Genomic DNA, 20,865 nt, shown 5'->3' with positions numbered 1-20,865 from the left:
GTATGTTAAAGAAAAGAAGGGTCATATTGATCATCTCCATCGTGTTGTTGGGGTTTGTATTATCCCTTAACCTGTTATTTGACAGAGAGAAGGATAGCCTGACAGACCATGCAAAAAAGCTGGAGGAGAAGCTGGATACCGTGGTGGAGGAATTTGATGAGGATTACATCAGGATTCTTATGAACAACAGACCCGATAAGCAGGTTTCCTTTGTAAGTTTGAACACCTCCACACAACACCCGTTTTATCTTTTTTCCAGAGAGGGGGACTTGGTTTATTGGTCCGATATAAGTATGGTGCCCGAGTTTGAGGATTTTTCGAGGGCAAAAAAATACCAACTCATTGAAAACAACAAAGGGGTTTACTTCTCCAGATTGAGGAAATTAAACCGCAGCGGAAAAGAATACTGGGTGCTTCAGGTTTATCCTTTATATGATAAGGTAGAGATTCAGAATGACTACTTGAACGCGGGGGAAAATCCGGAAATATTTGGGAATGAAATGTTTTTGCTGTCAGCTGAACCGGAACCGGGATATATGGAAATATATCATGACAGGGATTACCTGTTTTCCGCTTTGTTCAGAGAAGGTTATGCGAGTCCCGGGAGCAACACCAACCAGACGATTCTGATCTTCTTCTTCTCTTTGCTCGGATTAGTGCTGATAATAGGGAGCGATTTTGTAATCACTTTGTGGAGAAAAGGCAGACGTATTCTGGCGACTTTGTATACGGCGGTAATCCTGGGAAGTATCAGGATGTTGATGTTGATCTTTAATTTTCCAAAGGGGTTTTTCAAAACCGGTCTTTTTAATCCAAATGAGTATGCGTCATCCATAATAAACCCCAGTCTAGGCGATTTGCTGTTGAATGTGATATGTTTCCTTATCGTATTCAGTATGTTGATTTCTATCTTGGGAAGAAAGCGTTTTTTGATCAATTTCATCCAGTTCAGAAACAAATATCCCTATTGGCTTTTTTTATTTGCCGCCTACCTGCTTTCCACAGCCTTAATGTGGTTTTTTTTCAGCCTCTTTTCCAATATCGTACAAAACGCCCAATGGAATCTCAACATTCAATCCCTTCCTACCTTCGATTATTACAAGGGCCTTAGTTTATTGATCATTTTTTTGGGAGGGGCAGGTTATCTGTTGTTCTCCATTATAGGCCTGAACATGGTTTTGTATAAGAACCAGGACAACAAATCCTATCCGCTCAAAATTCTGATCTATTTTTCCCTGCCTTTTGTCATAGCACTGAGCCTCGTGGATATGGTGCTCCTGATTGTGTTCATGGCTCACCTGATCCTCTTGGTATCTATTGTAAGTTTCCAGCTCTATGACAATGTTTTTAAACTGGGTCTGAATACATTCCTTACTTTTTTCTTCGGTTGTCTGGTTGGAGCGGTCATTACAGGGACTGCATCCTATCAAAACATCCGTAAAGAGGAAGTCCGAGACAAACAAAAGTTTGCCAACTACCTGTTGATAGAGGAGGATGTCATGGCGGAGTTCCTCTTATCGGATATCATTGAAAAAATTCAGAATGATATTTTTATAAGAAACCGGCTGGCAGACCCCTTCCTCTCCAAGGACCCCATCGAACAGAAGGTGAGAAAAATCTATCTTACCAATTTTTTTGACCAATTCAGCCAAAACATATTTATTTACAACCGGGCAGGAGAAAGCTTTGTGAACCGTAATCAGGCACCGCCACTGGATGACTTGAAAAATACGTATATGAACAGTGATTATGCCACCGGGACAAAGAACCTGTACTTCGTAAAGGCGAGTGAAACAGGGTCGGGAAACAGGTTTTTGGCATTTATAAACATATACAGGGACGCCACTTTTTTGGGAACCGTGTTTATAGAACTTACCCAGCAGCGTATGCAGGCAAGCAGCGTCTTTCCCAAATTGCTGCTGGATAGAAAATATGCGGTGGATATCAATGAGAACAATTTTGATTATGCGGTTTTCAGGGAGGGGGTGCTGCAGTTCAGTTCTGGCGTCTTTAATTACAGAGATCCCCAAATGTATAATTTATTGGACGAAGCAAGCCTATACCAAAAAGGGATTGTTTCCGGTGGTTATCACCATTTTGGAGTAAAGGATGATGAAAATGAGATCATAATATCCTCTTCCCCTTATCCGGCCAACTATATACTTGCGGATATAGCCTTCTTTTTTGTGAGTTACTTGATCTTTACCATGGTATCCATCAGCGTATACCTGTTGTTTTTTGCGGGAAACCAACTTCAATTCAATTATGCCACCAAACTGCAGCTGTATCTGAATTTTGCGTTCTTTTTCCCCATGTTGGTAATCAGCATCATTGCGGTGGGCTTCCTGAGTCATTCTTATACAGAGGATCTGCACCGACAGTATTACGAAAAGGCCACCATCATAAGAGACAACCTCAACAAATACCTTGACGGACAATTCAACAGCGTTTTGAGCAAAGAGGAATTTGTCAATGAGATCTACAACTTATCCAGTGCCACCGGAGCGGATATCAATATTTATCTTCCCAATGGCCTTTTGATGGCTACCAACCAACCGGCTATATTTGAAAAGAAAATTCTGACGACTTTCCTGCATCCAAGGGCCTACGCTACGATCATCGAAGCCCAGGAAAACCGGTTGCTTCAGACTGAGCAGGTAGGCAGGCTAAGTTATAAAACAGCTTACCTGGCACTCAGAGACAGGAACAGACAACGGCTTCAAGCGATCATTGCCATTCCTTTCTTCCAGTCAGAAGAAGAACTCAATGAATTGATAGCTGAGGTTTTCAGCAATATCCTTATCATTTTTGTGGTGATGTTTCTGCTTTTCCTGGTCATATCCTATTTTGTTTCCAGACACCTCACTTATCCGTTCAAACTGTTGACCCAAAAACTTAAATCAACCAACCTGGATAACAATGAATTCATGAATTGGCCTGCCAAGGATGAAATAGGCTTGCTGGTGAATGAATACAATAACATGCTTTTCAAATTGGAAGCAAGCAAGAAGGTATTGGCATCCAATGAAAAGGAGTCTGCCTGGAGGGAAATGGCCAAGCAGGTTGCGCATGAAATCAAAAACCCCCTTACGCCCATGAAGTTGACCCTGCAGCACTTGCTTAGGCTTCAATCCGAAGGCAAGCTGGATAGGGTTCCAAAACTTCAAAAGCCCATCATGTCCCTGATTCATCAAGTAGACACCTTGAGTGACATAGCCACTTCATTTTCCGCATTTGCTAAAATGCCGCTGCCAGAGAACAGGCAGATGGATCTTAAGCAGGTCGTGGTGGAAGCGGTAGAGCTTTTTTGTAACCGGGAAGACGTAGACATCCTGTTTACCGATCAGACCCCCTCTGAAAAGGGTTTAATGATCATGGGAGATGTCAAGCTGTTTGGCAGGGTGATTTCTAATTTAATTATCAACGGTATACAAGCCGTGGAGAAAGGCGAAAAAGCAGAAATCAGGGTCAACCTGTCCTTGGATGATGGCTGGGTTAAACTGGAAATCAGAGACAATGGAAAAGGGATAAGTGAGGAGCTTAGGGAAAAAGTCTTTTTACCAAATTTCAGTACAAAATCCGAGGGTTCCGGACTGGGGCTGGCCATTGCCAAGAGAGGGGTGGAAACTGCCGGAGGCCGTATTTGGTTCGTCACAAAAGTGAGCCAGGGCACTTCCTTTTATCTAACCTTTCCCCTTATTGCTTAATTTTTGAAAAAAGTAAAAAGTATTTTCTTACTTTAGTGGTCTGTTAGTGATTAAGTTATGCGGTTGGTGAGGTATTTTTTATCTTTTTATCTGTTCTTTTCAGGCCTGTTGTTTTTTGCGGAAGCACAGGATTTGACCTGCAAATGGAAATCTTTTCCGGCAGAGGGTGCCTCCTTTTTATTGGATAGCATGTCCGTGCTGCAATCGTCCATAAGTGTCAAAGATCCGGAAGGAAATGGGTATTCCTTTAATTACAATATCAATTCAGGATTCATCACGGTGGACGCCGGAGCAAATGAGCAAGCGGATTCCCTCTTATTCTGTTACCAAACGTTGCCCTACTCCCTGCATAAAGTATATAGCAACAGGACTCTGCTGGAGCATTATGATTCAATGGCTTACTTTAAAGACAAGCGTAGCCAGGCCAGCAAAGTGTTTGATTTCCGGGAGGAGGTCTTTTCGTCACCCAGATTGGACCAATCCGGTAACATGACACGGGGAATTTCCTTCGGTAATGCACAAAATGTTTTCGTGAATTCTTCGCTGAATTTGCAGATGGAGGGTGAGCTTACCGATAATCTGAATATTCGTGCCAGCATCACCGATCAAAATGTGCCTTTCCAGCCAGAAGGGAATACCCAGCAGATCCAGGATTTCGATAATGTATTGATTGAACTCTATAATGACCAGATCAATTTGGCAGGAGGCGATGTGGTTTTGACGCAAAGGAAATCGGAGTTTCTAAGGTACTATAAAAACGTACAGGGCGTTCAATTTACCTCCGATTACGAGATGAACGACCAGTGGAAGGCCTCAACACAACTAAGTGCCTCCATTGCCAAAGGTAAATTTGCATCGGTACACCTTGAAATATCCGAAGGGGTGATGGGGCCTTACCGCATCAGAGGCCCCGGAAATGAACGTTTTGTTATCGTGATGGCCAATTCGGAAAAAGTGTTTTTGGACGGCAAGCAGCTGAAAAGAGGTTTCAACAACGATTATATTATAGATTATAACCAGGGGGAAATCACCTTTACGCCCAATGTGATCATTACCCGGTACTCAAGGGTAAGGGTTGATTTTGAATATGCGGAGAGGAACTTTTCCCGCTCCATCCTGGCCGCTAACCATATCCAGGAAAATGACAGGGTTACCTTTTATGTGAACTATTACAGAGAGAAAGACGATAGAAACCGGCCGCTTTTTATGGAGCTTTCAGCCCGTGACAAGCAACTGTTGGCCTCCGTAGGCGATGATCTGCAGGCAGCGGCCGTACCCAGAATAGACAGTATTCCATTTGATCCTAACCGGATACTCTACAAGAAAGCGACCGAAATGGATGAGAGCGGAAAACTTTATGAGTATTTTGAATATTCCCAGGACCCAGAGAAGGCATTTTATTCCTTGTCTTTTACTGAAGTGGGTGCGGGTAACGGAAACTATAGAAGGAAGCAACAATTGGCGAATGGCGTGGTATATGAATATGTTCATCCCATAAATGGTAACCCACAGGGCAACTTCTCCATAAAATCCCCTCTTCCTGCTCCCAACAAGAAACAGATGGTTACAGCGGGTACGCAGATAAAATTAAGCAACTTTGAAAAAATATACACGGAAGTGGCGCTATCCGATCAGGATGACAACCTGTTTTCGGACTTGGACAACAACGATAATAAAGGTTATGCCCTGAAATCCGGGATCCTCTCCGAAAACAGAAAACTAAAGGGGTTACAAGGATATCAGCTGAACAGCCGCGTGGAAATTGAATACAACTCGGCCAACTTTTCTTTCATTGACCGTTTTAGATACATCGAGTTTGACAGAGATTGGAACTTGGATGCCACGGATTTGGAAGACAGGCAGTCGGAGAAACTGGCAAATGCCTCTGTGGAAATTGCAAAGGACCGCCACAACATGATGGCGTATGGCGTGCATTTTAGAAACAGGGGCACTGTTCTTACGGGCGTACAGCAGACTGCAAAGTATAACCAGCAGCTGGCATCCAGGGTTTATGTGGAAAATGACATCTTCTCCCTTAACAGCCGAATAAAGAACCTTGATTCAAAGTGGTGGCGATATACGGGGGAAATGCGGTACCAATCAAAGCTATTGGTGCCTGGGTACAGGTTAAGTCTGGACCGGAATGCGGTGGTGGATGCCGAGTCAGATTCCGTGGTAAGCACCGCCATGAATTTTTTGGAACACCGTTTTTTCATCAGGACAAATGATACTTTGGATTATACTTTTTTTGCCGATGCCAGCTGGCGGGAGGACCAGTTTCCGGTCAACGGGCAGCTTTTGCCGGATACCAAAGCCTTTACCACCAATTACGGATTGAGTGGGCGGTTTGGCCCACACCAGGTTAAGGGCACTTTTACTTATCGAAAACTTTCTCACATTCATCGGGAACTTCCTGAGGAGTCCACCGTGATGGGAAAAATAGACTATCACAGCAGTCTCGCAGACAACAATATTAGAAAGGAATTCAGTTATGCGTTGGGAAACGGCAGGGAGCTGAGAAGGGAGTTTGTGTTCTTACCCGTGCCCACTGGCGAGGGGACACACACATGGAGGGATGATAATGGGGACGGGGTACAGCAGCTCAATGAATTTTATCCCGCCGTAAATCCCGAAGAGAAAAACTACATCAAAGTATTTATGCCGACAGATGACTACATCCAAGCCTATACCACGCTTTTCAATTATCGGTTGAATGCGAAGTTTCCCGATCAGTGGAGAAAAGAAAAGGGATGGCGGAAATGGTTTTCCAGGTTTTCCAACAACACCGGTTGGAACGTGGAGAAGAAAATCACGGCCGGGGACTTTTTCAGCAGGGTCAGTCCATTGGCCGGCGGAATTGCCAATGAAGATCTGATCTCTGTACGGCAGACCTTTAGGTCTTCCCTGTTTTTCAACAGGTCCTCTCCTAAATTCGGGTTTGATCTCTCCATGTTTAACAGCCAGCACAAACAACTGCTTACCGGGGGATATGAGCATCTGCTGCAAGAGGACTGGCGTCTCAACACCCGTTACAACTTCAGTCAATACCTCAACACCGTTGTTTTATGGAACAAAGGGTTAAGACAGTCCGCCTCGGATTTTCTGGACAACAGGAATTATCGGATAAATCAGCAGATTATTGGCCCCGAAGTGAATATCCAGCCCTCTTCTTTTTTCAGGACTTCGCTTCAATACCATCTTACCAGGAAGCGCAATCTGGCCAATGAAGAGTTTGATGAAAAAGCCAGCCTACACGAGGCTTCCATTAATATCCGATATGCCAAAGCCATTAAAACAACCCTGAATACCCACTTGAGATACACCTATATTGATTACAATGGCACCGTCAATTCCCCCACGGGATACGAGATGTTACAGGCACTCACGCCGGGTAACAACTATATATGGAGCGTAAACTGGCTTCAGAAAATCGGTGAGGGCCTGCAAATGAATATGATTTATGAAGGGCGAAATTCAGAAGGGTTACAACGGATTGTGCATACGGGACGGATGCAGGTTTCTGCCTTGTTCTGATTAGGCATACACGCAGAAATAATGTAACTTTGTAACAATTATTTGGTTGTTATACTAATAATTAAAATACAAACTAATGTCAAAAAGCATTTTGGTGACGGGAGGTACTAAAGGGATCGGAAAGGCCATCGTTCTTGAGTTTGCCTCAAAGGGGTTTGACATATTCACCTGCAGCCGTCACGAAAATGAACTGCTGGGATTAAAAAAAGAAGTAGAAAGCCGGTATTCGGGGTGTTCAGTCCATGTGATGCGGGCTGATTTGTCTCTGAAGGAGGAAACAAAGGCTTTTGCAGCATTCGTAAAAGCCAAGACCCTACCGGATGTTTTGGTAAACAATACGGGTATATTTATCCCCGGTGCCATTCATACAGAGCCTGAGCAAAACTTTGAAAAGACCATGTATACCAATCTTTTCAGTACATACTATATTACCAGGGCTTTTACTGAGGCATTTATCAAAAGAAAAAATGGGCATATATTTACCATAGGAAGTATCGCAGGACTGACTGCTTATGCTAACGGAGGAAGCTATGCCATATCCAAATGGGCCATGTTGGGATTTACAAAGTGTTTAAGGCAGGAATTGCTGCCATATGGAATAAAAGTTACTTCCGTGCTTCCCGGTGCCACCTATACAGCGAGCTGGGAAGGGGTAGATTTACCGGAAGAAAGATTCATGAAACCGGAAGATGTAGCCACTTCTGTATGGGCGGCTTACAACCTTTCTCCCCGTTCTGTTGTTGAAGAAATAGTAATCCGTCCACAATTAGGAGATATATAAAAATGGAGTTGAAAACCCTTATAGCAAAAAGCAAATATTGCAACAGCCTGACTGAATATTCCCGAAGGAAAACCATTCCTGTGAAGGTGGGGGATATCCTTATAGGCGGTGACAATCCTATTGTGGTGCAGTCCATGACTACAGTGGATACCATGGATACCCAGGGTTCCATCGAGCAGTGCATCAGGATGATCGAGAGTGGCTGTGAATTGCTCAGGATTACCGCACCTAGTATCAAAGAAGCTGAAAACCTCCGGAAGATTAAGGATGGGCTTAAGAAAAGAGGGTATTACGCGCCACTGGTGGCGGACATCCATTTTACTCCCAATGCTGCGGAAGTGGCAGCCCGCATAGTGGAGAAAGTCAGGATCAATCCCGGCAACTATGCGGATAAAAAGAAGTTTGAGGTATTTGAATATACGGACGCAAGTTATCAGGCGGAGTTGGAAAGACTCCGGGACCGGTTTCTTCCATTGGTGAAGATTTGTAAAGAAGAAGGGACAGCCATGCGTATTGGCACTAACCACGGTTCTCTTTCTGACAGGATAATGAGCCGCTATGGCGATACCCCAATAGGTATGGTGGAATCCGCGTTGGAGTTTTTGCGGATTTGCGAGGATGAAAATTACCATGATATCGTCATATCCATGAAGTCATCCAATACCCAAGTGATGGTACAGGCATACAGATTATTGGTCCGGAAATTGGATGAAGGAGGTTTTAGACCTTATCCCTTACATTTGGGGGTGACAGAGGCTGGCGATGGTGAGGACGGAAGGGTCAAATCCGCCGTAGGTATTGGAACGCTTTTGGAGGATGGGCTGGGCGACACCGTGAGGGTATCGCTCACCGAGGATCCCGAATTTGAATCGCCGGTGGTGCGCACGTTAGTGGACCGTTATCGGAAGAGGCCCGAAATTTCAGGAATCCCTCCCATCACGGATTATCCCATAAACCCCTTTGAATATAATAAAAGGAGTACAATTGAAGTGGAGAATTTTGGGAATAGCAACGTGCCAAGGGTCATTACGGACCTCTCAACCCTGGAAAGTATCCGGGAAAGCGACCTGAAAAATGTGGGCCATTTCTATTTGCCCGAGCTGGATAAATGGAAAATGAATGACTTGGGTTGTGATTATGTGTATACAGGGAACCATCCCATTCCATTTATGTTGCCAAATGGCCTGAAAGAAATCCAGAACTATCAGATATGGCGGGATCAGGAAGACAAAAAAAATAAATACCCGCTTTTTCGGGTCCGGGATTTCACCCTTCGAAATGATTTTCACCCCAAAATGAATTTTCTTCTTGTAAAAGATGTAGAGATAGAAAATGTATTGCCGTTGGTAAAAGGGAGAAATGATCTGGTCCTTATATTAGAAAGCGACAACGAGCACCTCATGGCCGCGTTGAGAAGGGCTTATGTCACATTGCTCCAAGCGGGTGTAGAACTCCCCGTTATCACCAAAGTAGCCTATGATATCACGGATCAGGACAAGACGATGCTGTACACCGCTACCGATGTGGGAGGATTACTGATTGACGGATTAGGAGACGGTGTCATGATAGGGACGGACAAGCAGAAGTTGGAAAATAACACCAGTACGTTAAACCAGATAAAGTTACATAACTCTGTAAGTTTTGGTGTGCTGCAGGCTGCAAGAACAAGAATGTCCAAAACAGAATATATCAGTTGTCCATCCTGTGGCAGGACGCTGTTTGACCTCCAGGAAACCACCGCAATGATCAGAAAAAGGACCGATCACCTGAAGGGCGTTAAAATTGGCATAATGGGATGTATCGTCAATGGTCCGGGTGAGATGGCTGATGCGGATTATGGATATGTAGGTTCCGGGAAAGGGAAAATCACCTTATACAAAGGAAAAGAAGTGGTAAAAAGAGCTGTTCCATCGGAAAAGGCCGTAGACGAATTGATTGAGATTATAAGGCAGGATGGCCAATGGATCGAACCGGATGTAACAGACTGAGCCATGAGGAGTAGTCAAGAACTGAATAATACAAGCATAGATTATGTCAAATAAAATAAAGGAGTTTTTCCAGTTGGGTGAAGTTGGGGGATATTTTATAAGGGTGTTCAGGAAACTGGACCCTGACCAAAAGTCCAATTTCAACTTGAGAATGATGCATGGCATTAACAGAATATCCATACTCGTGTTTCTCGCAGCTCTGATCTTATGGATTATCAGGCGTCTGGTATAATTATCACCCAAAGCCCTCGCCGATGACCATTGATTTTTTTAGGGACTATTGCCTTTCCAGACCGGGAAGCACAGAGGACACCCCATTTGATGAAAACACATTATGTTTCAGAGTGGGAGGAAAAATTTATGCCATTATTGACATCTATCTTTTTGAAAGCGTAAATCTGAAATGTGATCCCGTGGAGGCTGTCATTCTAAGGGAAAAATATGAAGGGATCGTGCCGGGCTACCACATGAATAAAAAGCATTGGAACACCGTCTATTTCAATGGAAGTGTTCCGGATAAGTTGATACTGGAGCTTGTCGATCATTCCTATGCGTTGGTGTTTAACAGTCTTTCCAAAAAAATTAAAACTCAGATACTTTCATGAGTTATTTAGAGATAAAAGGGCTTTATAAGCGTTTTGATAAAGAAGCGGTGGCACTGGAGGATTTTTCTCTGCAAATAGATAAAGGAGAGCGGTTAGGAGTGGTGGGCGAAAGTGGGTCAGGAAAAAGTACCCTGCTAAAGGTCATCGCCGGGCTTGAAATTCAGGACAGTGGCGAAGTTTATCTAGCAGGGGACAAGGTGTTAAACCCGGCTAAAAAATTGGTCCCGGGATATGACGAAATCCAGCTGGTACGGCAAGATTATGGATTGTACCCTAACTCAACCGTTGAAGAGAACATCAGAAGGCCTTTGCTACAGTACAATAAGGGCTATGCTCATGAGAGGGTGGAATTTCTCTTAGAAACATTTGGAATGAAGCATTTAAGAAACCGTTATCCGCGGGAGTTGTCCGGGGGCCAGCAGCAAAAGGTAGCTATCGCCAGAGCATTGAGCCTCGAGCCGGAGGTGTTGCTGCTTGATGAGCCATTCAGTTCCCTGGATCCCATGCAAAAAAGAGAATTAATGGAAGAGTTGGCATTGACTTTCAGGGAAATCCGGGTTACGGTATTATTAGTTACCCATGATCTCCAAGATGCTTTATGGCTTACCGACAAGCTTTGCGTGATGAACAAAGGCCGGGCATTGCGTATAGGGTCACCCATGGAAATTTATGAAAGTCCTGAAAATGCCTATGTGGCAGGCTTATTCAGCCATTTAAACCCGATACCCGGTACTTTTTCTGATTTTATTAGACCCACGGCCGTTCGACTGGATAAAAAGGACGGGAAATTCAGCGGCAGGGTGGCGCTTCGAAAATTTTTTCCTCAATACAATCTATTGGCCATAAAATTCAATGATATGGACCTTATATGGCAGGTAGAGGATTATACCAGGAATTATGCGTTGAATGAACAGGTCTTTTTGGATTGGAAAAAAAGCCACATCATCCAATTGCATAACTGAAAATAAGGATCATCCCACAAAACCGTTTTTAATCTCGTTTTCAGTGGCTTTTCTTATATTATATACCTCGCCCTCAAAATGGAGATTCATGCCCGTCAACGGGTGATTAAAATCAAGAAGGATCTCTTCCCCCAAGTCTTTGACTACTTTTGCCTGCATAGGGGATCCACTTTCATCTACCAAAGGGAGGAAATTTCCCTCCTGCAACATCTCCGGTTTGAACCCGCGGTCATTGGAGAACTGTGATTTGGGCACCGCCACAATGAGCTCATCATCCGGTCTGCCGTAGGCCTCATCTACTTTTAAAACAAAATTGAATTTTTCACCTGCTATTTTACCCAACAACTTCTTTTCAAAAATTTCAGGAAGGCCGCTGTTTCCATAGAAGAAATAGAACGGATCATCCCCATCCCTTACTTCTACACTATAAGGGATTGAGTCCGGCTCTTCGTTGGTAACCCTGAGTTCGTATGTCAGCCCCACTATCGTGTTCCTTTCGATTTTCATATTTCGTGAAAGCTATCTGGTTCGTTAATAGATAACCCCGCTGATGCTCAGTTTATTGCGGGGTTATCAGACATTATTTATGATCGATGATTGACGAAATTGTCGATTACCTCTTGCGATATGCCGGTGTAGGAATACCCCCCATCATGGAACAGGTTTTGCATGGTGACCATCCGGGTAAAGTCCGAAAACAACGTGACGATATACTCAGCACAGGCTTCGGCTGATGCGTTGCCCAAGGGCGAAACCATATCTGCATAATCAAAGAAATCATTAAAGCCGTCAATCCCTGATCCCGCGGTGGTTTTGGTAGGAGATTGGGAAATGGTATTGATCCGCACTTTTTTCATCTTTCCGTATCTAAGTCCGTAGTTTCTGGCTATGCTTTCCAGAATAGCTTTGGCTTCCGACATGTCACTATAAAAAGGAAATGCCCGCTGGGCTGCAATGTAACTCAGGGCCACGACAGACCCCCATTCATTGAGGAAATCTTTTTTCTCCGCGACCTGCAGCATTTTATGAAAAGAGATGGCTGAAACATCATAGGCTTTCTGGACCCATTCGTAGTTAAGATCTCCATATTCCCTGCCTTTACGGACATTGGGAGACATGCCTATCGAATGTAACAGAAAATCCAAATTTCCTCCTAAATACTCTTTGGCTTCGTCATATAATTTTTCTATATCCTCTACAGAAGTTGCATCAGCAGGTATGATGATGGTGTCGCACGCTTCCGCCAGTTCTTTTATCGCCCCCATTCTCATGGCGATCGGTGCATTCGTTAAAACAAAACGCGCACCTTGTTCTTTTGCTTTAAGAGCAGTTTGCCAAGCAATGGAGTTTTCATCCAAAGCACCTGTTATAATTCCTTTTTTTCCTTTTAATAGATTTTCGGGCATAATTATCACTGTTCAATTAATAATATTTTGCAAATTTAACTAAAATTAGTTAAAATTTTTTTATTTGTCTCTTTTCGATCGGGTTATGCGTGGAGGTCATATGCCCAATAATTCTTTGGCACTTTCATAGGCGGAGGCTGTTGGATTGGACCCTGAAATCATTTTGGCAATTTCCAAAAGTCTTTCCTGTTCCGTCAAAAGCTTGATTTTACTCACGGTTTTGCTGGCACTGTTGTCTTTGTATACAAAATAATGGCGTTCTCCTTTAGCCGCTACCTGCGGCAGATGGCTGATACAGATCACCTGGTGATTGGCGGCGATCTGCTGCATCATTTTTACCATCTGAAGCGCTATCTCCCCTGAAATACCGGTGTCAATTTCGTCAAATATAAGGGTAGGTAACGCCATCTTGTCTGCCATGATGAATTTGACGGCAAACATCAGCCGGGAAAACTCTCCCCCGGAGGCTACCTGTTTAATGGGCTGCGGGGCAATGCCTTTGTTGGCCGAGAAAAGGATATCGATTTCATCCAGGCCGGATGGGCCGGGACTGATATCTCTTCTTGTGATTTCCACCCTTGCATTTTCCATACCCAACTGAGCCAACAGTGTTTCAATTTCTTTGCTGAATGGTTTAAAGGATTCGCTCCTTTTTTTGGAAAGGATTTTGCCTTTTTCCATCATCTGTTCTTCGGCCGAGGCTAGCTGTGTCTTCAGTTTTTGAATTTGATCATCCAGATGATCTACCCGGATGACTTTTCGTTCCAGAGCTTCCTTTAATTGGATCAGTTCAGCATCGGTTTGAAGACCATGTTTTTTTTGCAGCTGATATATCTTGCTTAGGCGCTCCCGGACCCATTCCAATTTTTCATAATCCACATCGATGCCTTGGTCCTCATGCACCAACGTATCCCGGATGTCTTTTAATTCAATCCAGGCACTTTGAAAGCGTTCGCTTAACTCTTCAAATTGAAGGCTGAACCTGCTTAAATAATGGAAATGGTGCTGTATGGCCGTCAGGGATTGCATGGCCCCTGTCTGCTCGTCCTCCAGGAGCTGAAGTATGTGGTTGATTTTGGCTTTGATGTCTTCAGCGTGGTCCAGGATTTCCTGCTGATTCTCCAAGGATTTTTGTTCACCTTCCTCAGGGGCCAGTGAGGTGAGTTCGTCCAGTTGAAACTGGTTGTAATCCGCTTCTTTTTTAAGCTCCTTTGCTTCCTCTTCCAGCGTTTTGAGTTCTGTTTTCTGCCGAGTGTATGTGCTGAAAGCCTCCTGGTAGACAGTTATTTCCCCGGAAGTTTGAGCAAAGGCATCGACAAGGGATAGTTGGTATGAGGCAGCTCCCAATAAAAGGTTCTCATGCTGGGAGTGAATATCCATCAGCGTTTTCCCGAGCTGCCTGAGTGTATCCAATTTTACAGGAGTATCGTTGACAAATGCCCTTGATTTACCGGAAGGTGAAATTTCTCTGCGGATGATACAAATGGGGTCGTAGTCGAGCTCCTCCTCTTCAAAAAAATGCTGTAATCCGTAATTGTGGATATCAAAAACCCCTTCCACCACACATTTTTTGTTCTCGTCAAAAAGTGATTTGGTATCGGATCTGTTTCCCAGAAGCAGTCCCACTGCCCCTAACATAATAGACTTTCCAGCCCCGGTTTCCCCGGTAATCATGTTGAGGGCGGAACTGGGTTCCATTTCCAATTTTTGAATCAATGCATAATTGCCTATGCTAAGGTTGGTCAGCATTTGCAGCGTTTTTCGTTTAGGAGACCAAAAATAACCAAAAATGGGAATTATCCTTTCAATATATCATTGTATTTTCTGGCATTGTTAGGATCAACTTTTAGCAATACTTCCACAGCTTCCTGCCGGATCTCCATAGGTGCAGTCTTGAGAATCTTGCTGATTTCGTCAGATTTGGCATCCATAAAGCTGATAGCCAGTATACTATTAGGTTGAACCTGGTTGGCTTCGGAGACTTTTTTAATGGCTTCCAGTATGTTTTTATAACCTTCTTCGGGTTTTGAAGTCAGCAGATCCAGCCCCCTTCTGTGATATAAATAATACGCATCCCTGATAGGCACCAAAACTTGTGAACCATACAGGTCATTGGAAAGCCAATACCGGTTACGTTTGTCCGATGGGTTTTGGTTCCAGCCCGGTCTGGATGACTGCTGGGCATTGGCTACGATATTCGTGGCAATTTCATAGTATGGGTTGCCGCCCCGGGGCGAAAAGGAATCATAATCCAAACCCAATGCAATGTACGCATAATAAGCAAGAAGTGATGAGATGTTGTTTAAGAATGCGTATCGGTTAAATTCCATCGGTTGGGATTCGATGTATTCAAACGTCCAGTTGCGGTCCGCGAAATTAAACATGAGACTTTCATAATTGGAGCCATATACGGGGCGGACTGTCTGTACCTGAACCGTGGCATTGAATACGCCTACCTGAGGCATATCATTAATGGTGATCAGCATGTTGCCTTTTATTCTCTCCTCGGGCCTAAATTCATCTTCTGTCCAGCTTCTCCCATTGAGAAACTGTTCAAAAGCCCTTTTCATGTTGTCAAAGACATCCCTGTCCTGTGTTCTGGCCCTTTCACTGTTGATGGTGACGGTGAAATTCAGCTGCTGGGACAATACCGGAAAGTTAATAAGCATACATACCAAAAGTACCATGTACCTCATCCCACAGTTTCTCGTATGCATGTCCCTATTCACCATAACTTTTATTTGCTCAGCCTCCTGGTAAATATAACGGTTTTATTCTTTAGTTGTTGTGTCTAAAAGTCTACCCAATTCGTCCAGAATAATTCCTGCGATTTCTTTTTTTGGAAGGACTGAGGTTTTAAGGGAAGGTTTATTCTTAAAAAAAAGTGTTATTTGATTGGTGTCTTTTTGGAATCCGGCACCTTCGTCTTTCAATGAGTTCAGAACAATAAAGTCAAAATTTTTATTCTGGAGTTTTTCCAGGGCGAATTTGGATTCCTGTTCAGTTTCCAGGGCAAATCCGACATGTATTTGCCTTCCGTTTTTTTGGGTCCCTAAAAGATAAGCGATGTCAGGATTTTTTCTAAGGGATATATGGAGTTCCTCATCTGTTTTTTTCAACTTTTCCGTAGCAGGCTGAGAAGGTGCATAGTCTGCTACCGCAGCTGCAAACACTGCTGCATCCATCTTGCCATGGATGGATTGGGCAGCTTTATACATCTCTAGAGCAGTGTCGACAGGTATGGTGCGGATATTGGGATGATTTGCCTTCAGGTGGGTGGGGCCCAGCACCAAATGTACTGCTGCACCCCTCCGGGCGGCTTCTTCTGCCAGGGCGATACCCATTTTCCCGCTGGATTGATTGCTGATATACCTTACAGGGTCGATGGCCTCTTGAGTGGGCCCTGCGGTGATCATTATACTTTTTCCTGTAAAAGATGTCTGAGGACAAATAAGCGCATTGACATGGTCGAGGATATGTTCCGGTTCCATCATCCTGCCCTGGCCCACCAGTCCGCTGGCCAGTTCCCCCTCTTCTGCATCCAGAACACTGACACCGTGTGCTTCGAGGGTAAGCAAATTGGTCTTGATCGTAGGATGGAGGTACATGTCAAGATCCATAGCAGGGGCCACCATCACAGGACATTTGGCCGAAAGGTAAGTACACGATAACAGGTCGTCACTTTGTCCGTGGGCAAGCTTGGCCAAGGTGTTGGCAGTAAGCGGTGCAATGAGAAAAAGGTCGGCCCATAAACCCAATTCGACATGATTGTTCCATTCTCCGGTTCCCTCCTTGAAAAACCGGGAGTAAACGGGGTTTTTTGAAAGCGTGGATAGGGTTAGAGGGGTAATAAAATCAAGAGCAGAAGCCGTCATAATGACTTTAACTTCTGCTCCTGCTTTGACAAGGAGTCTTGTGAGGTGAGCCGCTTTGTATGCCGCTATTCCTCCGGTTACCCCCAGCAAAATACGTTTACCGTTCAGGGACATTATTATTTCTCCTGTTCTTCCTCGTCAGGATATCTGAACATCACTTTGTCTTCCATAAACTCTTCCATGGCCAATGTGGTCGGCTTTGGCATCCTTTCATAGAATTTGGAGATTTCTATTTGTTCTTTGTTTTCAAAGACCTCCTCCAAATTGTCTACCGTAGAAGCGAATTCAGACAGCTTATTGTTCAGCTCTTCCTTCATACTGGTAGAAATCTGCTTTGCCCTCTGGGAGATGATATAAATAGATTCGTACAGGTTTCCGGATTTTTCAGCGATTTTGTCCAGATCTCTGGTGATAATGGATGGATTGACTGCCATAATGTATGTGATTTTCTTTTTTTAATTTTCTACGCTTCTCAGGGCCTCGCTGGCTTCTTTGTTCCTCTCTTCCTCTTCAAGCAGCCTCCTGGCTTCGGCGGACCTTTGCTCATATTGGTTCTTCAACTGATAGTAGGAATCCAACTCGGTTTTGGTTTTAGCAATGATATTATCCACTTTTTTCAGGTAATTGCTGTTCGGATACTTTTTCGAAAAGCCATCCCCGAATTCCAATGACTGCTTTAGTCGTTCCTCTTTTTTATCAAAAACGCTTCTCTCTGCATACGCAGAACTTACTTCTACGAGTTTAAAGGCAAGTTCTTCGTTGTACTTACTGTCAGGGAAGGATTTGGCGAAATTCTGGAAATTAATGATGCAAGCCCTATAAAATTCCCCCGGGAAGAGGCCCTCGGTCAGCTTATAATACATTTTTGATTCCTGAAAGGCTTTTTCTTCAAATCTTTTCTGAAGGTCGTCAATCATGCTCAAGGCCCTCTCATAGGAATCCGACTCAGGGAAACGGTTCATGAAAAGCTGGATGGCATTTACCGCATCTTTACTGCTTCTCTGATCTAGATTATAATCCGGAGAATCAAGATACAATGCATATGCGTGCATAAACAAAGCCTCTTCGGCTAGCGGTGAACGGTTATAAGTGTCAAAAAAAGTTTTGAAATAGCCAGCCGACTCAATGTACCTTTTTGTTCTGAAGTGGGCATAGGCGTAATTAAATTCCGCCAACTCCGCCTTTCCGCTTCCCCTGATGACCGGCAGGACCCGGTCATATAGAATGATGGCTTTATTGTGGTCCCCCTTGTCATAGTATTTGTTGGCTGCCTCATATAACTCATCCCAGTTGGTGCTTTTTTCCAGTTTATAGAATTCACCGCAACCGTAGAGCGAACAACAAGTGACGAATAGGACGATATAGCTACTTATCTTCATAATTTTGACCTGCAAATATATAGGATAATTTGTTTGTTATCAAGAATATCCCGACCAAAGGGTTTCAAGAGTATAGAATCTTACCTCTTTACAACGAGTTTTTTGGTGATGATATTTTTATTATCGACAATCAATGTATAAAAATATACACCCGGGTTCAGGTCGCTGACCGTGATCACCAAGGTGGTTTGATTGGGGTCCAGATTGAAATCATATATAGGATTGCCGATAAAGCTGTTGACTACTATTCTGGCATTGGCATTGGGGTTTTTGATTTTGTAGTCCAGTTGGGCGGTTCTGCTGCTTGGATTGGGGTAAACACCGCCGATGTCGATGTCTTTGTGGGTGACTTCCTCTCCGCTTGCATCTGAACTCACATTGTATATTCCTTCTACCAAGAAGGCATCTCTGGCACTGTCCGTATTGAAGAAATGGAGATCAAAAGTGCCCCTGGTTTCTATAATGCCCAAATCAAACTCAATATAAAGATCGGTATAAACCTCTCCTGGCTCCAACTTGATCTTGATTTTAGAAAGATCTTTTTTAGGATCATAACAAATGTCTCCCAAGCAGATCTTCATCCTTTGGGATGAACCGATATTGCCTCTCAGGTAACGTAAGAAATATTCTTTGGTTTGATCTGAATCGTTCTGCAAAATAAGGGACTTCCTTTGTGACGTGTTGATTTTTCCATTGAACTCTACTTTCTCGCTCAAAACGCGCACTTGCCTTGCCTCAGTGATGTGCTGGGTCAGGAAGACGAGCGGCATGATCAGTAAAAGTAAAGTCTTCATGTAAAATTAAATCGATAAGCCTGAATTTTTATTTATTGCTGTTATTATATACGTATAAAAATACCAAATTGGTTCCAGTTTTGGTGCATAGAAGGGTTAAAATATGTTAAGTTTCGCAAAATTTTTTATTTGTTCATTCGTTTCTCTTTGTTTACCGTCAAACGGATTTATTAAAAATGGGCGTCGTTTTCGGCGTCAGCCTTATTTCTCCAGTTCGTTTTTTATCTGGTCTTCATCAGGATAAGGCAGGGATACATCCGGGATATCGAAGAAATTAAATTCGTCCTCTTCCCTTTTTTTAGGAGTCCTCCAGTCATTGATCGTCAGCATGGTAGGGCGCTCTTCTTCTCTCCAGACAAAACCTTTTAATCTTTGCTGATCATCTTTGATCATATGGGGAGGGGTGAATGAAGCCTCGGGTTTGATGGAGTGGCTGATTTTAGTGGCCCGGCCTTCGCTGAAATGCATAATGATCCGCCCGCACAACAGTTTGTTTAAGCCTTTGAAGGTAGTGTCGTTTTCAAGGGCGAAATACAGGGACTCCCCGTTGCCCTCCACATCCAGTTTGCTCATCTGACCCTCCACAAAGAAACCGGTCATTTTTCGGCCTTTTATCTGATTGAAATTAGACAAGGTGTCTTTCGTGATCGCAAAGGCGTTGTCTTTTAAATAAGTCCTGTCGATTTCCTGATTTACGATAAGGAAATTAATGCTGTCTGCTGTTATTTGGCTCGCGTTGTTCCACAACACCGGATCCCCAAACAGGTAGATGGTGGAATCCGCATAACGGTAGGCCATGGAGTCCGATCTTCCTGCCAGTTCGGATTTAATCATTCTCATATCAGGAAAAGCCAGCATGTACCGGTTTTCCGGGTCCTCGCTGTCTTGAGTGATCAAAGTATCGGCAATCATATAAAGGGTATCCAATTCAAAATATCTCCTGACCAGGGCATTTCCATACACTTTGGAAAATTGTTTGTCTTCCCAATATTTCCCTTCCTCTCCGAAGACCTCAACGTCCCTTTCTTTATGATAAATACTTACATTTTCTATCGCTTCATAATACTGGGCCAATTCATCGTAAAAAAGGATTTCACCATATACTTTGCTGGTTTCTGTTTCCACATCTCCGTCATAAAACCTGAAGAGTTTGTTCTCAGTATCGTAGAAACTCCCCCTCCTGGCATTTAATTTATTGCCCTCCTTGGATTGGATGTTGGTAATACCTTCTGTTTCCGCAGTTTTGGGTATGGTGAAATAATAGAGCACGTTGGATTTTAAGGTATAATCTGGGTTTTCCAACACCACCTGTTCTGTAAAGGTGATTTTCTCGATTTGGGTTTGGTACAGCCCTTTTTCACTGGTCAGGACGTTGGTGCTGTCCACTACTTTGCCGGAGTTGAAGTAATTGGCCTCGCCGTTTTCTCTGTTGTAGTCTAAAAAATCCGTATACAAGGTGGTTTCTTTATTCACAAACACCACGTCGTTTCTGAGTTTGGCGATTTGCGTGTTGCCGTTATATTCCGCATAGAAGCTGGTGACGGTCACAGGGTCTTCCTGATCCACTATTTTTACCCGCCCAAATAATTTGGCCAGGTTTTTCTGTCCGTAAAAATGGGCAGAATCACAGTAAATCAAGGAATTCTGGTGTTTCATGATCACATCATCGATCAACCTGTCAAAGCCTTTTCCCCCTAACAGGCTCTCCGCCTGCAGGATTTCCAGCCGGTTGTCCTGGTTTTGCGCGGACTGGGCCAAAAGAGGGGAGCAGATGAGCCAGAAATACAGGGGAATGAATATGGGTGTGACTTTGATCATCCTAATGAATTTGCGA

General features: G+C 43.7%; 16 protein-coding genes. 7 read left to right on the top strand and 9 right to left on the bottom strand.

Annotation, left to right across the window (positions count from 1 at the left end; genetic code table 11):
• The first annotated feature begins 2 nt into the window (after positions 1 to 2).
• The 7 genes from ACFPFU_RS00480 to ACFPFU_RS00450 all read left to right on the top strand — a co-directional run bounded on the left by ACFPFU_RS00480 (position 3) and on the right by ACFPFU_RS00450 (position 11,577).
• Positions 3 to 3,707, top strand: coding sequence for an ATP-binding protein (locus tag ACFPFU_RS00480; protein ID WP_377060428.1), 3,705 nt, complete (start codon positions 3 to 5; stop codon positions 3,705 to 3,707).
• A gap of 57 nt (positions 3,708 to 3,764) precedes the next feature.
• The gene (locus tag ACFPFU_RS00475) at positions 3,765 to 7,241 is read left to right on the top strand and encodes a hypothetical protein (protein ID WP_377060426.1); all 3,477 of its coding nucleotides are present in this window, start codon (positions 3,765 to 3,767) and stop codon (positions 7,239 to 7,241) included.
• Between the two features lie 76 nt (positions 7,242 to 7,317).
• Positions 7,318 to 8,022 carry an SDR family oxidoreductase gene (locus ACFPFU_RS00470; protein WP_377060424.1) on the top strand — a complete coding sequence of 235 codons (705 nt, stop codon included), beginning with the start codon at positions 7,318 to 7,320 and terminating at the stop codon, positions 8,020 to 8,022.
• Between the two features lie 2 nt (positions 8,023 to 8,024).
• On the top strand, positions 8,025 to 10,010 hold the full coding sequence (gene ispG, locus ACFPFU_RS00465) for a (E)-4-hydroxy-3-methylbut-2-enyl-diphosphate synthase (protein WP_377060423.1): 1,986 nt from the start codon (positions 8,025 to 8,027) through the stop codon (positions 10,008 to 10,010).
• Positions 10,011 to 10,053: 43 nt separating this feature from the next.
• Positions 10,054 to 10,242 (top strand): DUF6728 family protein, encoded by a 189-nt coding sequence (locus ACFPFU_RS00460; RefSeq protein WP_377060421.1) that lies wholly within the window; start codon positions 10,054 to 10,056, stop codon positions 10,240 to 10,242.
• A 22-nt stretch (positions 10,243 to 10,264) separates the two neighbouring features.
• Positions 10,265 to 10,615: an MmcQ/YjbR family DNA-binding protein gene (locus ACFPFU_RS00455; protein ID WP_377060419.1), complete on the top strand. Its 351-nt coding sequence runs from the start codon at positions 10,265 to 10,267 to the stop codon at positions 10,613 to 10,615.
• Complete coding sequence (locus ACFPFU_RS00450; protein ID WP_377060417.1) at positions 10,612 to 11,577, top strand: ABC transporter ATP-binding protein; 966 nt, start codon at positions 10,612 to 10,614, stop codon at positions 11,575 to 11,577. The genes ACFPFU_RS00455 and ACFPFU_RS00450 overlap by 4 nt, the downstream gene beginning before the upstream one ends.
• A 9-nt stretch (positions 11,578 to 11,586) precedes the next feature.
• Here ACFPFU_RS00450 and ACFPFU_RS00445 read toward each other — a convergent pair whose 3' ends face one another.
• The 9 genes from ACFPFU_RS00445 to ACFPFU_RS00405 form a co-directional block, all read right to left on the bottom strand.
• The gene (locus ACFPFU_RS00445; protein ID WP_377060415.1) at positions 11,587 to 12,084 is read right to left on the bottom strand and encodes an FKBP-type peptidyl-prolyl cis-trans isomerase; all 498 of its coding nucleotides are present in this window, start codon (positions 12,082 to 12,084) and stop codon (positions 11,587 to 11,589) included.
• Between the two features lie 77 nt (positions 12,085 to 12,161).
• Positions 12,162 to 12,983, bottom strand: a complete 822-nt coding sequence (locus ACFPFU_RS00440; RefSeq protein WP_377060413.1) for an enoyl-ACP reductase FabI — start codon at positions 12,981 to 12,983, stop codon at positions 12,162 to 12,164.
• Between the two features lie 96 nt (positions 12,984 to 13,079).
• Positions 13,080 to 14,732, bottom strand: coding sequence for a DNA repair protein RecN (gene recN / locus ACFPFU_RS00435; RefSeq protein WP_377060411.1), 1,653 nt, complete (start codon positions 14,730 to 14,732; stop codon positions 13,080 to 13,082).
• A 47-nt stretch (positions 14,733 to 14,779) separates the two neighbouring features.
• Positions 14,780 to 15,679 carry a type IX secretion system protein PorD gene (porD, locus tag ACFPFU_RS00430; RefSeq protein WP_377061377.1) on the bottom strand — a complete coding sequence of 300 codons (900 nt, stop codon included), beginning with the start codon at positions 15,677 to 15,679 and terminating at the stop codon, positions 14,780 to 14,782.
• A 75-nt stretch (positions 15,680 to 15,754) separates the two neighbouring features.
• Positions 15,755 to 16,972 carry a bifunctional phosphopantothenoylcysteine decarboxylase/phosphopantothenate--cysteine ligase CoaBC gene (coaBC, locus tag ACFPFU_RS00425; protein ID WP_377060409.1) on the bottom strand — a complete coding sequence of 406 codons (1,218 nt, stop codon included), beginning with the start codon at positions 16,970 to 16,972 and terminating at the stop codon, positions 15,755 to 15,757.
• Positions 16,973 to 16,974: 2 nt separating this feature from the next.
• Positions 16,975 to 17,292, bottom strand: a complete 318-nt coding sequence (locus ACFPFU_RS00420) for a DNA-directed RNA polymerase subunit omega (RefSeq protein WP_377060408.1) — start codon at positions 17,290 to 17,292, stop codon at positions 16,975 to 16,977.
• A gap of 21 nt (positions 17,293 to 17,313) precedes the next feature.
• Positions 17,314 to 18,237 carry an outer membrane protein assembly factor BamD gene (locus ACFPFU_RS00415; RefSeq protein WP_377060406.1) on the bottom strand — a complete coding sequence of 308 codons (924 nt, stop codon included), beginning with the start codon at positions 18,235 to 18,237 and terminating at the stop codon, positions 17,314 to 17,316.
• 80 nt (positions 18,238 to 18,317) lie between these two features.
• Positions 18,318 to 19,031, bottom strand: a complete 714-nt coding sequence (locus tag ACFPFU_RS00410) for a T9SS type A sorting domain-containing protein (protein ID WP_377060404.1) — start codon at positions 19,029 to 19,031, stop codon at positions 18,318 to 18,320.
• A gap of 201 nt (positions 19,032 to 19,232) precedes the next feature.
• Positions 19,233 to 20,849: an OstA-like protein gene (locus ACFPFU_RS00405; protein ID WP_377060402.1), complete on the bottom strand. Its 1,617-nt coding sequence runs from the start codon at positions 20,847 to 20,849 to the stop codon at positions 19,233 to 19,235.
• Positions 20,850 to 20,865: the final 16 nt, after the last annotated feature.

It is taken from the genome of Negadavirga shengliensis, assembly GCF_042652345.1.
Lineage (GTDB): Bacteria > Bacteroidota > Bacteroidia > Cytophagales > Cyclobacteriaceae > Negadavirga > Negadavirga shengliensis.
The sequence above is the reverse complement of the archived record's forward strand: the minus strand, read 5'-3'. Positions and strand labels throughout refer to the sequence as shown.

Coding starts and splice junctions, on each gene's coding strand:
- ACFPFU_RS00440 (WP_377060413.1), bottom strand. CDS start 12,983: ATGCCCGAAAATCTATTAAAAGGAAAAAAAGGAATTATAACAGGTGCT.
- ACFPFU_RS00470 (WP_377060424.1), top strand. CDS start 7,318: ATGTCAAAAAGCATTTTGGTGACGGGAGGTACTAAAGGGATCGGAAAG.
- recN (WP_377060411.1), bottom strand. CDS start 14,732: ATGCTGACCAACCTTAGCATAGGCAATTATGCATTGATTCAAAAATTG.
- ACFPFU_RS00415 (WP_377060406.1), bottom strand. CDS start 18,237: ATGAAGATAAGTAGCTATATCGTCCTATTCGTCACTTGTTGTTCGCTC.
- ACFPFU_RS00445 (WP_377060415.1), bottom strand. CDS start 12,084: ATGAAAATCGAAAGGAACACGATAGTGGGGCTGACATACGAACTCAGG.
- ACFPFU_RS00475 (WP_377060426.1), top strand. CDS start 3,765: ATGCGGTTGGTGAGGTATTTTTTATCTTTTTATCTGTTCTTTTCAGGC.
- porD (WP_377061377.1), bottom strand. CDS start 15,679: ATGAGGTACATGGTACTTTTGGTATGTATGCTTATTAACTTTCCGGTA.
- ACFPFU_RS00455 (WP_377060419.1), top strand. CDS start 10,265: ATGACCATTGATTTTTTTAGGGACTATTGCCTTTCCAGACCGGGAAGC.
- ACFPFU_RS00420 (WP_377060408.1), bottom strand. CDS start 17,292: ATGGCAGTCAATCCATCCATTATCACCAGAGATCTGGACAAAATCGCT.
- ACFPFU_RS00410 (WP_377060404.1), bottom strand. CDS start 19,031: ATGAAGACTTTACTTTTACTGATCATGCCGCTCGTCTTCCTGACCCAG.
- ACFPFU_RS00405 (WP_377060402.1), bottom strand. CDS start 20,849: ATGATCAAAGTCACACCCATATTCATTCCCCTGTATTTCTGGCTCATC.
- ACFPFU_RS00480 (WP_377060428.1), top strand. CDS start 3: ATGTTAAAGAAAAGAAGGGTCATATTGATCATCTCCATCGTGTTGTTG.
- ACFPFU_RS00450 (WP_377060417.1), top strand. CDS start 10,612: ATGAGTTATTTAGAGATAAAAGGGCTTTATAAGCGTTTTGATAAAGAA.
- ACFPFU_RS00460 (WP_377060421.1), top strand. CDS start 10,054: ATGTCAAATAAAATAAAGGAGTTTTTCCAGTTGGGTGAAGTTGGGGGA.
- ispG (WP_377060423.1), top strand. CDS start 8,025: ATGGAGTTGAAAACCCTTATAGCAAAAAGCAAATATTGCAACAGCCTG.
- coaBC (WP_377060409.1), bottom strand. CDS start 16,972: ATGTCCCTGAACGGTAAACGTATTTTGCTGGGGGTAACCGGAGGAATA.